The sequence below is a fragment of the Microbacterium sp. IO18 genome (assembly GCF_049099505.1).
GTDB classification, from domain to species: domain Bacteria; phylum Actinomycetota; class Actinomycetes; order Actinomycetales; family Microbacteriaceae; genus Microbacterium; species Microbacterium aurugineum.
On the sequence record NZ_JBMJAF010000001.1, the window covers coordinates 1,065,173 to 1,075,155 of the forward strand.

Below are 9,983 nucleotides of genomic sequence, written 5' to 3' on the forward strand. Positions count from 1 at the left end.
GTCGCTTACTCGCTCTTCGGAGCGGGGAACTGGCAGACGCCATTGCTGCAGTAGCCCGCAGCGTCGCCCTCGAGGAGGTTCAGGGAGTCCAGGAGCGGTTGCAGCCCGGCGGGCTCGTCCTGCTGCACGGAATCCTGCCGCGTGTTCTTCATCCCTCGATGCTACGCCTGTCGGGAAGGGGTGGCGCCGGATCCGCACGGTCGGACATGCCCGCAGATCGACCGCGGTTCTCCCGTACGGTTGAGGGATGGCCAAACGACTCCTCGCCCGCATGTTCTGGGCGTTCAGCAGATGGACGCTCGTGAGCGAGGCAGCGCCGACGCGGCCGACCGTTCTGGTCGGCGCTCCGCATACGTCCAACTGGGACTTCGTGTTGATGCTGGCGATCGCCTGGCGACTCGGCATCGACGTGCATTGGCTCGGCAAGAAGAGCCTCTTCCGTGGATGGCGCGGTCCGATCATGCGTGGGCTCGGCGGAATCCCCGTCGACCGTGCCGACCCCGCGAGGGTGGTCAACGACGTCGTGGGCCAGGTGCACGCGGGTACCGTCTTCGGGCTCGTCGTGACACCCGACGGCACCCGAGGTGGCAACGAGTACTGGAAGTCGGGGTTCTATCGGATCGCTCGCGAGACAGGTATGCCGGTGACGCTCGGCTTCGTGGATCGCACGACCATGACGAGCGGGCTCGGTCCGACCATCGATCTGACCGGCGATGTGGGGGCCGACATGGATCGGATCCGAGCGTTCTACGCGGACAAGGCCGGCGCGCGGCCCGAGCGTCGCACCGAACCGCGACTGCGTGAGGAAGGCGCCGAGACCACGGAGCCCGACGCCGCGTAAGCGCGGGTTCCTGCGATCAGCCCGTCTCCGCGGGGTGTGTGCGTGCGTACTCGAGATCCTCGTCACTCAAGGACTCCACCATCCCGACGACAGCACCGGTGATCACGCGGATCTCCTCGCGCACCGCCTCGTAGAGGTGCGGGGTATCGGCGTCGAGCACGGCCCGTCGCCCGTCTTCGGAGAGTTCAGGCCACCAGTCGCGGATCGGAGGGAGCGTCATCATGCCTTCTTTCGTTCCACGGATGCAAGCGTCTGGACAGCGGCCGAGCGGGGAACCCACACTGAGACCATGACATCAGATCCTTCGGGTGGAGGGAACGGTCTCGACGGCCGTCACGAGACCGCGAACGAGCGGGCCGATCGCAACTGGGAAGAGCTTCTTCAGGAGCTTCGCGTCATGCAGACGGGGACCCAGATCCTCACCGGCTTCCTCCTCGCGGTCGCCTTCCAGCCACGCTTCACCGACATGGACGCGCTCCAGCGCGATCTCTACGTCGTGCTCGTCGCTCTTGCGGCGGTGGCGACGATTCTCGCCCTGGCGCCCGTGGGGATGCACCGGGCGCTGTTCGGTCGGCGTCGCAAGCCCGAACTGGTGCGCATCGCGGCGCGGATCGTCCGCATCGACCTCGTCGTGATCGGCGCGCTGACCATCGGCGTGACGACGCTGATCATCGACTTCACGGTCAACCGCGTCGCCGGCATCATCGCGCTCATCGCGGCGCTGGTCCTCGTGACGGCGCTGTGGGCGGCGCTTCCGCGGATCATGCGCGGCAGCGCCCACGCCCGCGGAGCCGCCACCGAGTGACGGCCCCGCGGCACCCGCAGTCAGCGTCCTGCTGGGCTCCGGTTCTCTGCGCTGACCATCCATGCGAACTGCTCGAGCCGTTCGATGATGGCGTGCAAGAGGTCCGCAGAGGTCGGGTCCTCCTCGTCGACGGCGTCATGCACGTCTCGTGCTGTTCCGACCGCCGCCTCCAGTCGCTCCGTGACGAGGTCGATCGTCTCGGTGGTCGAGACCTCGCCGGCGGGGAACTCGGGAAGCGAGCTCGTCTTCGCGATGGTCGCACTGCGCCCGTCGGGGACGGCATGCAAGGCCCGCATGCGCTCCGCGATCGTGTCGCTGAAGGTGCGTGCATCGTCGATGATCTCGTCGAGCTGGCGGTGCGTGTCGCGGAAGTTGCGCCCCACGACGTTCCAGTGCGCCTGCTTTCCCTGGATCGCGAGATCGAGCAGATCGACGAGCACGGCCTGCAGGTTGTCCGCGAGGGTCTTCGAGGCGGTGAAGCCCTTCTCCGCGTTCTGCTGCCTGGTCGTCTTCGCCGCGCGCTTCGTCGAGTCGCCGGCCTTCTTGGTGGTCGTGCTTTTCGCCATGATGTACCTCCTGCGGCCGACGCTAATCCGGCGCGTAGCCGAGAGCGAGGGGGTTGACACCGCGGGGGCGGAACCCGGAATCTGACACGCGTGAGTGACGCGGACATCGTGAACGAAGACCAGGAAAAGACGCGATCGGGAATCGTCATCTCCCCGATCAGCGATGAGGACGCCGGCGAGGTGCTGACGGTGCAACGCGCTGCCTTCGTCTCGGAAGCCGCCATCTACGGCAGTGTCGACATGCCACCCCTGACCCAGACGCTCTCCGAGTTGGAAGCAGAGCTGCGCTCCGAGTCGGGACTCACCGCGCGCATCGGCGGGCGCCTCGTCGGCGCCATCCGCTACGTCGAGAGAGACGGTCTGCTGCTGATCGGCAGGATCGCGATCGCACCGGACGTTCAGGGCGAAGGAATCGGCAGACTACTGCTCGAGAGCGCCGAGAGGGCGTCCGGAGCGGACGTCGCGGAGCTGTTCACGGGGAGCTTGAGCGAGGCGAACATCCGCCTCTACCGATCGTGCGGGTATGAGGAGCACGAGCGCGTTCCCGACGGCGACGGCACCGCGCAGGTGTTCCTCCGCAAGAACCTGCGAGCAGGGTAAGAGTCTCCTCCGAGGACGCGCAAGGGGGTTGAGAGCATTCCCGACGTCGGGCATCGTAGCCAGGACATGTCGCGACCGCGGCATGCCCCAACCGGAAGGAGAGTCTCGTGCTCACCCTCACCGACAACGCCTCCGCAATCGTGACGACTCTCGTCAGCCGTCAGACGGACGCCCCGGACGCCGGGCTCCGCATCCACTCGACCGAGGCCCAGGGCCCGGAGGGCAGTGCACGTCTCGCCGTGCTCGTCGCCACCGACCCGGAGCCGCAGGACCAGGTCGTGGAGGTCGCCGGTACCCGGCTGTTCCTCGACGAGTCCGCTGTCGCCGCCCTCGACGACAAGATCCTCGATGCCGGCGTCGACGACGAAGGCTCCGTGTCGTTCGCCGTCACACCGCAGGTCGCCTGACCGAAGGATTCCAGATGCCGCGGCCGACTCGGCCGCGGCATCCGTCTGTCTGCACCGCGTAACCTGGAGCGAGCTCGCACGCCCGTGTGCGCAGTCGAAAGGCCATCGTGAAGATTTCCCTGCTCCGCCGCTTCGTCGTCCTCGCGGACGAACTGCACTTCCCGCGCGCGGCGGAGAAGCTCGGCATCCCGCTGGCTTCTCTCTACACTTCGATCGACAAACTCGAGGCCGAGGTGGGTCACCCGATCGTCCATCGCGACGGGCCCACGCGTTTGACGCCCGTCGGCGAGCTTCTGCTGGTGGAGGCGCGGGCCGAGGTGGCCGCCGCACCGGAGCCGGTGCGCAACGCCCCTGCCCCGGCCGGAGGCAAGGCCAAAGCCTCGAAGGGCAAGGGCCGGGCGCCCGCTGTGAAGGGGCAGCCGAAGCCGTACAAGAAGCGTCAGGGGCGCTGAGCGCCCGTCAGGGGCTCAATCCCAGTCGAGATACTCCTCGATGACGACCGCGGTCTCGATCGGGTGTGTCATCGGGAACAGGTGATCAGCGCCGTCGATGCTCTTGACGCTCGCGCGCTCGGGTGCCGTGGACTGCAGCTGCTCTCCGTTGGCGAACCGATTGGCGAGGTCCTTGGTGCCCTGGATGATCAGCACGGGCATCACCGGCGCGAGAGGCAGGTCGTTCTCTTCGACACCGAGCAGTGCGAGACCGTTTACCCGGTCGGCGTGCGCCAAGGCGAAGGCCCGTGCGACCGTGCCGCCGAAGCCGTGCCCGCCGATCCAGGTATCACCCAACCCGACGTGGTCGATCACGGCGAGGGCGTCCTCGACCCGATCGTCGAGGGAGACCTCTTCGCGCTTGGCCTCGGCTCGATGGCCGATGCGCAGCACGTGGAACCCCGCTTCCTCGGCGAGGTAGTGTGCCACGACACCGAGGACGTCGGCCGCCAGATCGCGCTCCTGGATCAGGACGAGCTTGACAGGACCGTCGCCTTCATCGACGAACGGGATCGCGCGACCGTCGGGTTCGAAGATCTGGGTGTCGGTCATCGGCGTGAATCTCCTCGTGCCGTCGGTGTCAGGAACTCAGGCGGGACGTCCACGGCGGACGCCAGCGACCGGACCGCGGCCGGAGCCGCCGTCCTCCAGCGTATCCCGACTCGGCGATCAGGGAGACGATGTTCCGGCTGCCGTGTCACCGAGCGATGACTCGGAGGCGTCGGGCGCCTCCACCCCGGAGCGCTGCGGCATCTACAGAGAGGACCAGTCCCCCGGCAGCGACGCACGAGCCTTCTTCGACCGCATGGGGTCCCCGGATCAGCGCCCGATGGGCTGGCCGCTCAAAGCGGAGAAGAACAGCGTGGCCCACAGGATGAAGAACAGCACGAGGAACACCGTGCCGATCGCCCCGATCACGAGCGCCCACCGTGCGAGTCCAGCTCCCGACTCGGTGTTGCCAGGTGTCCGTAGCTGCCGCAGAGCGAACACTCCGAGGATGACGCCAGCGACAGGCATGACGAATGCGGCGATGAAGCCGATCAGGGCGAGCATATTCGTGCGCGGCGCAGTGGTGGGCGAGGTCATCGTGGCCTTCTGGTCGTAGAGGTCACCCAGAGCGCTTGCGGCTCAGGGCGAGGAGCTCCACGACGTCACTGTCGGGCATCCTGAGCGACATTCTGGCCCGCCCCTTGGTGCTTCCGCAACACGGATCGCTCAACCGAGCCAAGTGGACGCCTACCAGGCCCGCCCGCGAACATCGGGGAAACCGTGTCGATGTCGACGCTCGTCATACCTCGACGACCTGCCCGGCCTCCACCCGCCAGTGCCGGTCGGTCTTCACGGTCGCGAGCATCCGACGGTCATGGGTGACGAGCAGCAGAGTGCCCTCGTAGGACTCGAGCGCCTGTTCGAGCTGCTCGATCGCGGGCAGGTCGAGGTGGTTCGTCGGCTCGTCGAGCACGAGCAGGTTGATGCCCCGCGCCTGCAGCAGCGCCAGTCCTGCGCGGGTGCGCTCCCCGGGCGAGAGCTCATCGACGGCGCGCATCACGTGATCGGCTTTGAGACCGAACTTCGCGAGGAGCGTGCGCACCTCCCCGGACGCCATCTCCGGCACGAGTTCCTCGAAGGCGCCGGCGAGCGGCTGCGTGCCGACGAGCTGCGCACGGGCCTGGTCGATCTCGCCGATCTGCACGCTCGCACCGAGGCTCGCCGTTCCCTCATCGGGGAGTTGCCGCCCGAGCAGCCCGCGCAGCAGCGTCGACTTCCCGGCGCCGTTCGGGCCGGTGATGCCGATCCGCTCCCCCGCGTTCACCTGGAGCGACACCGGGCCGAGCTGGAAGGATCCCTGTCGGAAGACGGCGGAACTCAGCGTGGATACCACCGAGCTGGAACGCGGCGCCGCACCGATCGTGAACTCGAGCTGCCACTCCTTGCGCGGCTCCTCGACCTCTTCGAGCCGAGCGATCCTGCTCTCCATCTGACGCACCTTCTGCGCCTGCTTCTCACTCGACTCCGCCGAGGCCTTGCGTTTGATCTTGTCGTTGTCGGGCGCCTTCTTCATCGCGTTGCGCACGCCCTGGCTCGACCACTCACGCTGGGTGCGGGCACGAGCGACGAGGTCGGCCTTCTTGTCCGCGAACTCGTCGTACTTCTCACGCTGCTGTCGACGGATCGTCGCCCGCTCCTCCAAGTACGAGTCGTAGCCGCCGCCGAACACGCGGTTGCTCCCCTGCGCGAGGTCGAGCTCCAGGACGCGGGTGACACATCGGGCGAGGAACTCGCGATCGTGGCTGACCACGACGACACCCCCGCGGAGGCCGCGCACGAACGCTTCCAGCCGCTCGATGCCGTCGAGGTCGAGATCGTTCGTCGGCTCGTCCAGCAGCGCGATGTCGAAGCGCGACAGCAGCAGTGCGGCCAGACCGACGCGCGCCGCTTGTCCGCCCGACAGCGATGTCATCAGCGTGTGGGCCGGATCCTCGCCCAGATCGAGGCCGAGGTCGGCGAGCACTGCCGGAAGCCGCTCTTCGAGGTCTGCCGCCCCGCTGGCCAGCCAACGATCCAGCGCGGCCGAGTAGGTGTCGGCGGGGTCTGTGCCAGGCGCAGCGAGAGACGGATCCCCGAGGGCCGCTGCGGCAGCATCCATGTCTCTGGTCGCCGCCGCACACCCAGTCCGGCGTCCGATGTAGTCGACCACGCTCTCACCCGCGACGCGCTCGTGTTCCTGCGGGAGCCATCCGACGAAGGCATCCGCCGGCGAGAGCCGAATGGTCCCGGCCTGCGGCTCTTCCACACCGGCCAGCAGCTTCAGGAGGGTCGACTTCCCTGCGCCGTTGGCCCCGACGAGGCCCACGACATCACCCGCGGTGACGGTCAGGTCGAGGGAGTCGAACAGGGTGCGGTGGCCGTACCCGCCGGCCAGCCCTTGGGCCACGAGTGTTGCGGTCATCCGTCAATCCTGTCACCCGTGCGGATGGTGCACGGACGGGGTTCCTCCGACAGCGGTGACGACATTCGATCTCTCGAGTCGTCGCGTCAGCACGAGTGCGATCGTGAGAGGCACGGCAGCCACGACCCCGAAGGAGATGTCGATGAGCTGCCAGCCGATCGGCAGACCACGGATGGCTCCGGCGATCACCGCCAGCGGGACGATACCCGCGCACATGATGAGGCCCCAGACGGTCACCCACACGATGACGATGACCAGGCAGACGCGGATGACCAATGTGCGTCGTCTCCCGAGTGCGGCGGGATACGAATCCGGTGTCTCGACCTCCATCACGGCCTCCCGGCTTTGCCGAACCCCGCTGTCGGCCGGGTCTCATCGATCACCAAAGGTCCTCCGATCCGTGGGAGTCAGTCGTTACGCAGCCTGAAGTGGTGTGATCGCCGCGATCTGCTCGGCGGCACGATCCTCAGCCAGATCCAGTTCGTACCGCGTCTGAAGATTGAGCCAGAACTGTGCCGAGACACCGAAGTATCGTGCAAGCCGCAGGGCGGTATCAGCCGAGATCCCCCGCTTGCCGTGCACGATCTCATTGATCCGACGCGGCGGCACACCGATGGCGACAGCGAGCTTGTTCTGCGTGATCTCGAAACCCTTGATGAAGTCCTCCATGAGGACCTCACCCGGGTGAATCGGGGGAATCTTGTCAATGGTAGTCAACGATCTCCACCTCCTCTGGGCCAGCGTCGGTCCACACGAAGCAGATCCGCCACTGGTCATTGACTCTGATGCTGTATTGGCCGGCTCGATCACCCTTCAGAGCTTCCAGCCGGTTTCCTGGCGGGAGACGAAGATCGTCAATCGATTCTGCAGCCCCCACTTGGCGAAGCTTGCGCAACGCCACCGAGACGATCCGAGGATCGACCGACGGTACGCGCTCACGACGCCACAGACGTTCGGTCGCCTTACTCCCGAACGATCTGATCACACCCAAGAATATAACGGACCCCGTTAATAATGCTAGACGTTATACCGGGACCCCGCGACGTGCCATAACCAAGCAGCCTCATAGGCTCGCAGGATTCGCGGCACACCGGCGAGCACGAAATGAAGTCGGCACAAAGCTGTGCCGCACCCCATCCGGACATGTCCTGAAAGCGATCAGGCCTCTCCGCGATGATTCATGTGATCTGTCACATGGAAGCGAAACGGTGGCATACCACCGCGATCAGGCCAACAGAACCTGTCACTGTCACGCCGGTGTCGAAATGAGCCGCGCCCGTTCGTGGTCCTGATAGCCGGATGCAACGATTCCGGCCCGATCAGGAAGGGCCTCCTCCATGTATATGGATCCGATGTTGACGATCATCTATCACCAGGCCGAGACCCGGCGGGCCATCGTCGAGGCGGAGCGACGTCGCGTTGCCGCTGAACGCAGCGCGGCCGCCAAGGCCGAGGGCCCGCGGCGAAAGTCTTCCGACCGCACACCGATCCGGCGGCTTTTCCGGAAGACTGTCGCAAGCTGAACGGCCCGCTCGGAGTATATGTAGCGAGGAGATGATGACGATGCCGGAACCCCGGGACGACACTCGGGATGTCGCGACGGTGATCACGCGCACGCATCGGGAGGAGTGGGCGCGGATCGTCGCGGGACTCACGCGGCGGTTCGGAGACCTCGACCTGGCCGAGGAGATGACCGCGGAGGCGTTCGCGACCGCTGTCGAGCATTGGCCAGCACACGGCATACCGCCGAACCCTGCCGGGTGGGTGACCACGACAGCGAATCGCAGGGCGATCGACCGGCTGCGGCGTGAGGCGCGTCGAGACGAGAAGCACCGGGAGGCGCTGCTGCTGCACGATCCGGAACCCGCCGCCCCGGCCGGTGCCATCGAGGATGATCGGCTTCGGCTGCTGTTCATCTGCTGCCACCCGGCGCTCTCGCTCGACGCGCGCGTCGCGCTGACCTTGAGGATCGTCGGCGGGCTCACCGTCGCCGAGATCGCCCACGCGTTCCTCGTGCAGGACACGACCATGGGTCAGCGGATCAGCCGGGCTAAAGCGAAGCTCAAGGCGGCCGGCGTCCCCTTCGCGATCCCCACGGCGGAGGACCTCCCCGAGCGCATCGATGCCGTCCTCGTTGTGCTGTATCTCGTCTTCAACGAGGGATACCTCGCTTCCGGCCCCGACACGCCCGCGATCCGGCGCGAGCTGACCGCCGAGGGGATCCGACTCACCCGGCTCGCACAGGGACTCCGTCCTGACGATGCCGAGGTGGTCGGTCTGCTCGCGTTGATGCTGCTCACCGACGCCCGCTCTCAGGCCCGCGTCTCGGTCGACGGTGAGCTGGTGCGGCTCGATGAGCAGGATCGGGGGTCCTGGGATCGAGAGTTGATCGCTGAGGGTCTGCAATTGCTCGGATCGCGGGAGGCTGATGAGCCCTCCGGCAGATACCGGCTACTCGCGGAGATCAATGCCGCCCACGTCACTGCCCCGCATCCGCGTGACACCGACTGGGCGCGCATCGCGAGCCTCTACTCCCGGCTCGAGGAGATCGACCCGAGTCCACTCGTCACCCTCAACAAGGCCATCGCGATCTCCGAACACGACTCACCCGACCTCGCTCTCGCGATCATCGACCGACTCACCGACACGCTCGACGGCCACCACGCCTTCCACGTCACCCGTGCGGAACTGCTGCGCGCGACCGGCCGCTCCGCCGACGCCCGAGCGGCCTATGACCGCGCAATCGGTCTGGCCAGGAACACCGCCGAGACCACTCACCTCATCCGCCGACGGAATCAGCTCGCACCATCGAATGGAGAACCCTCATGAGCAGCAAGTACCTCGTCATCCACATGTCCGACCCCAGCGGCACCGATCTGACCCAATCCGAGGACCAGGCGATGCTCGAACGCTGGGCTGCCGAGGGCGAAGCGGCGGGACGTCTGGGAGAGGGGGCACCGGTCGCGGGTCCCGAGCAGGCGAAGTCCGTCGTCGTCCGTGACGGCCGCGCCCTGATCACCGACGGCCCGTTCCCCGAGTTCAAGGAGTGGTTCGCCGGCTACGACCTCATCACCGCCGATTCGATCGACGAAGCCGCCGAGTACATGACGAGGCATCCGGTCGCGACCCTCGGCCGCATCTACATCCTGCCGCAGGTGAGACTGCCGTGGGATCAGGAGTGATCGTCAACAAGAATGACGCTAGTTGTTGAAACGGAACTCCACCATATCGCCACGGTTACGTGCATGATGCCTTGCGTATGATTTCTCGGTACATCAGGGATTTATCCAGAGAAGCTTTCGCGATATCAAGATTTCGCGCCC

The 9,983-nt window shown here is 66.5% G+C and carries 17 protein-coding genes; 8 read left to right on the forward strand and 9 right to left on the reverse strand.

The window, feature by feature from the left end:
* Positions 1–5: 5 nt before the first annotated feature.
* A complete protein-coding gene (locus tag ACLF6J_RS05150; protein ID WP_166804714.1) occupies positions 6–152 on the reverse strand; it encodes a hypothetical protein in 147 nt (48 codons plus the stop codon).
* Positions 153–247: 95 nt separating this feature from the next.
* Between ACLF6J_RS05150 and ACLF6J_RS05155 the strand changes: the two genes are divergently transcribed.
* Positions 248–841, forward strand: coding sequence for a 1-acyl-sn-glycerol-3-phosphate acyltransferase (locus tag ACLF6J_RS05155; protein ID WP_134353329.1), 594 nt, complete (start codon positions 248–250; stop codon positions 839–841).
* A gap of 16 nt (positions 842–857) precedes the next feature.
* Here ACLF6J_RS05155 and ACLF6J_RS05160 read toward each other — a convergent pair whose 3' ends face one another.
* Complete coding sequence (locus tag ACLF6J_RS05160) at positions 858–1,061, reverse strand: hypothetical protein (protein WP_134353327.1); 204 nt, start codon at positions 1,059–1,061, stop codon at positions 858–860.
* 69 nt (positions 1,062–1,130) lie between these two features.
* Here ACLF6J_RS05160 and ACLF6J_RS05165 point away from each other — a divergent pair, with 69 nt between their 5' ends.
* On the forward strand, positions 1,131–1,646 hold the full coding sequence (locus ACLF6J_RS05165) for a DUF6328 family protein (RefSeq protein WP_134353326.1): 516 nt from the start codon (positions 1,131–1,133) through the stop codon (positions 1,644–1,646).
* 20 nt (positions 1,647–1,666) lie between these two features.
* On the opposite strand, the gene ACLF6J_RS05170 is transcribed toward ACLF6J_RS05165, so the two are convergent.
* Complete coding sequence (locus tag ACLF6J_RS05170; RefSeq protein ID WP_134353324.1) at positions 1,667–2,212, reverse strand: Dps family protein; 546 nt, start codon at positions 2,210–2,212, stop codon at positions 1,667–1,669.
* A gap of 90 nt (positions 2,213–2,302) precedes the next feature.
* Here ACLF6J_RS05170 and ACLF6J_RS05175 point away from each other — a divergent pair, with 90 nt between their 5' ends.
* From ACLF6J_RS05175 to ACLF6J_RS05185, 3 genes are all read left to right on the forward strand, one after another.
* Positions 2,303–2,812: a GNAT family N-acetyltransferase gene (locus ACLF6J_RS05175; RefSeq protein ID WP_244093622.1), complete on the forward strand. Its 510-nt coding sequence runs from the start codon at positions 2,303–2,305 to the stop codon at positions 2,810–2,812.
* Positions 2,813–2,919: 107 nt separating this feature from the next.
* Complete coding sequence (locus ACLF6J_RS05180; RefSeq protein WP_047523232.1) at positions 2,920–3,219, forward strand: Fe-S cluster assembly protein HesB; 300 nt, start codon at positions 2,920–2,922, stop codon at positions 3,217–3,219.
* A 107-nt stretch (positions 3,220–3,326) separates the two neighbouring features.
* Entirely contained in the window at positions 3,327–3,671 is a 345-nt protein-coding gene (locus ACLF6J_RS05185; RefSeq protein WP_047523275.1) for a helix-turn-helix domain-containing protein, read from the forward strand.
* Between the two features lie 15 nt (positions 3,672–3,686).
* Here the strand turns inward: ACLF6J_RS05185 and ACLF6J_RS05190 are convergent, their stop codons facing one another.
* The 6 genes from ACLF6J_RS05190 to ACLF6J_RS05215 all read right to left on the reverse strand — a co-directional run bounded on the left by ACLF6J_RS05190 (position 3,687) and on the right by ACLF6J_RS05215 (position 7,645).
* Entirely contained in the window at positions 3,687–4,262 is a 576-nt protein-coding gene (locus ACLF6J_RS05190; RefSeq protein ID WP_131491875.1) for an alpha/beta fold hydrolase, read from the reverse strand.
* A gap of 267 nt (positions 4,263–4,529) precedes the next feature.
* Positions 4,530–4,796 (reverse strand): DUF4190 domain-containing protein, encoded by a 267-nt coding sequence (locus ACLF6J_RS05195; RefSeq protein WP_134353322.1) that lies wholly within the window; start codon positions 4,794–4,796, stop codon positions 4,530–4,532.
* Between the two features lie 202 nt (positions 4,797–4,998).
* On the reverse strand, positions 4,999–6,660 hold the full coding sequence (locus tag ACLF6J_RS05200) for an ABC-F family ATP-binding cassette domain-containing protein (RefSeq protein WP_421076839.1): 1,662 nt from the start codon (positions 6,658–6,660) through the stop codon (positions 4,999–5,001).
* 12 nt (positions 6,661–6,672) lie between these two features.
* Positions 6,673–6,990 carry a hypothetical protein gene (locus ACLF6J_RS05205; protein ID WP_134353318.1) on the reverse strand — a complete coding sequence of 106 codons (318 nt, stop codon included), beginning with the start codon at positions 6,988–6,990 and terminating at the stop codon, positions 6,673–6,675.
* Between the two features lie 84 nt (positions 6,991–7,074).
* Positions 7,075–7,377, reverse strand: a complete 303-nt coding sequence (locus tag ACLF6J_RS05210; RefSeq protein ID WP_134353316.1) for a HigA family addiction module antitoxin — start codon at positions 7,375–7,377, stop codon at positions 7,075–7,077.
* Positions 7,364–7,645: a type II toxin-antitoxin system RelE/ParE family toxin gene (locus tag ACLF6J_RS05215; RefSeq protein ID WP_134353315.1), complete on the reverse strand. Its 282-nt coding sequence runs from the start codon at positions 7,643–7,645 to the stop codon at positions 7,364–7,366. Before ACLF6J_RS05215 ends, ACLF6J_RS05210 begins: the two co-directional genes overlap by 14 nt.
* 367 nt (positions 7,646–8,012) lie before the next feature.
* On the opposite strand from ACLF6J_RS05215, the gene ACLF6J_RS05220 reads away from it, so the two are divergent.
* The 3 genes from ACLF6J_RS05220 to ACLF6J_RS05230 are packed head-to-tail and all read left to right on the forward strand — an operon-like array spanning position 8,013 to position 9,842.
* Positions 8,013–8,183: a hypothetical protein gene (locus tag ACLF6J_RS05220; protein WP_166804712.1), complete on the forward strand. Its 171-nt coding sequence runs from the start codon at positions 8,013–8,015 to the stop codon at positions 8,181–8,183.
* A gap of 40 nt (positions 8,184–8,223) precedes the next feature.
* Positions 8,224–9,489 (forward strand): RNA polymerase sigma factor, encoded by a 1,266-nt coding sequence (locus ACLF6J_RS05225; RefSeq protein WP_134353313.1) that lies wholly within the window; start codon positions 8,224–8,226, stop codon positions 9,487–9,489.
* Positions 9,486–9,842: a YciI family protein gene (locus ACLF6J_RS05230; protein WP_134353311.1), complete on the forward strand. Its 357-nt coding sequence runs from the start codon at positions 9,486–9,488 to the stop codon at positions 9,840–9,842. The genes ACLF6J_RS05225 and ACLF6J_RS05230 overlap by 4 nt, the downstream gene beginning before the upstream one ends.
* Positions 9,843–9,983 lie beyond the last annotated feature (141 nt).

Bases quoted from the DNA above. Each gene is read 5' to 3' on its own strand.
- ACLF6J_RS05190 (WP_131491875.1), bottom strand. From the start codon at position 4,262: ATGACCGACACCCAGATCTTCGAACCCGACGGTCGCGCGATCCCGTTC.
- ACLF6J_RS05160 (WP_134353327.1), bottom strand. From the start codon at position 1,061: ATGACGCTCCCTCCGATCCGCGACTGGTGGCCTGAACTCTCCGAAGAC.
- ACLF6J_RS05170 (WP_134353324.1), bottom strand. From the start codon at position 2,212: ATGGCGAAAAGCACGACCACCAAGAAGGCCGGCGACTCGACGAAGCGC.
- ACLF6J_RS05195 (WP_134353322.1), bottom strand. From the start codon at position 4,796: ATGACCTCGCCCACCACTGCGCCGCGCACGAATATGCTCGCCCTGATC.
- ACLF6J_RS05150 (WP_166804714.1), bottom strand. From the start codon at position 152: ATGAAGAACACGCGGCAGGATTCCGTGCAGCAGGACGAGCCCGCCGGG.
- ACLF6J_RS05230 (WP_134353311.1), top strand. From the start codon at position 9,486: ATGAGCAGCAAGTACCTCGTCATCCACATGTCCGACCCCAGCGGCACC.
- ACLF6J_RS05155 (WP_134353329.1), top strand. From the start codon at position 248: ATGGCCAAACGACTCCTCGCCCGCATGTTCTGGGCGTTCAGCAGATGG.
- ACLF6J_RS05165 (WP_134353326.1), top strand. From the start codon at position 1,131: ATGACATCAGATCCTTCGGGTGGAGGGAACGGTCTCGACGGCCGTCAC.
- ACLF6J_RS05200 (WP_421076839.1), bottom strand. From the start codon at position 6,660: ATGACCGCAACACTCGTGGCCCAAGGGCTGGCCGGCGGGTACGGCCAC.
- ACLF6J_RS05220 (WP_166804712.1), top strand. From the start codon at position 8,013: ATGTTGACGATCATCTATCACCAGGCCGAGACCCGGCGGGCCATCGTC.
- ACLF6J_RS05225 (WP_134353313.1), top strand. From the start codon at position 8,224: ATGCCGGAACCCCGGGACGACACTCGGGATGTCGCGACGGTGATCACG.
- ACLF6J_RS05205 (WP_134353318.1), bottom strand. From the start codon at position 6,990: ATGGAGGTCGAGACACCGGATTCGTATCCCGCCGCACTCGGGAGACGA.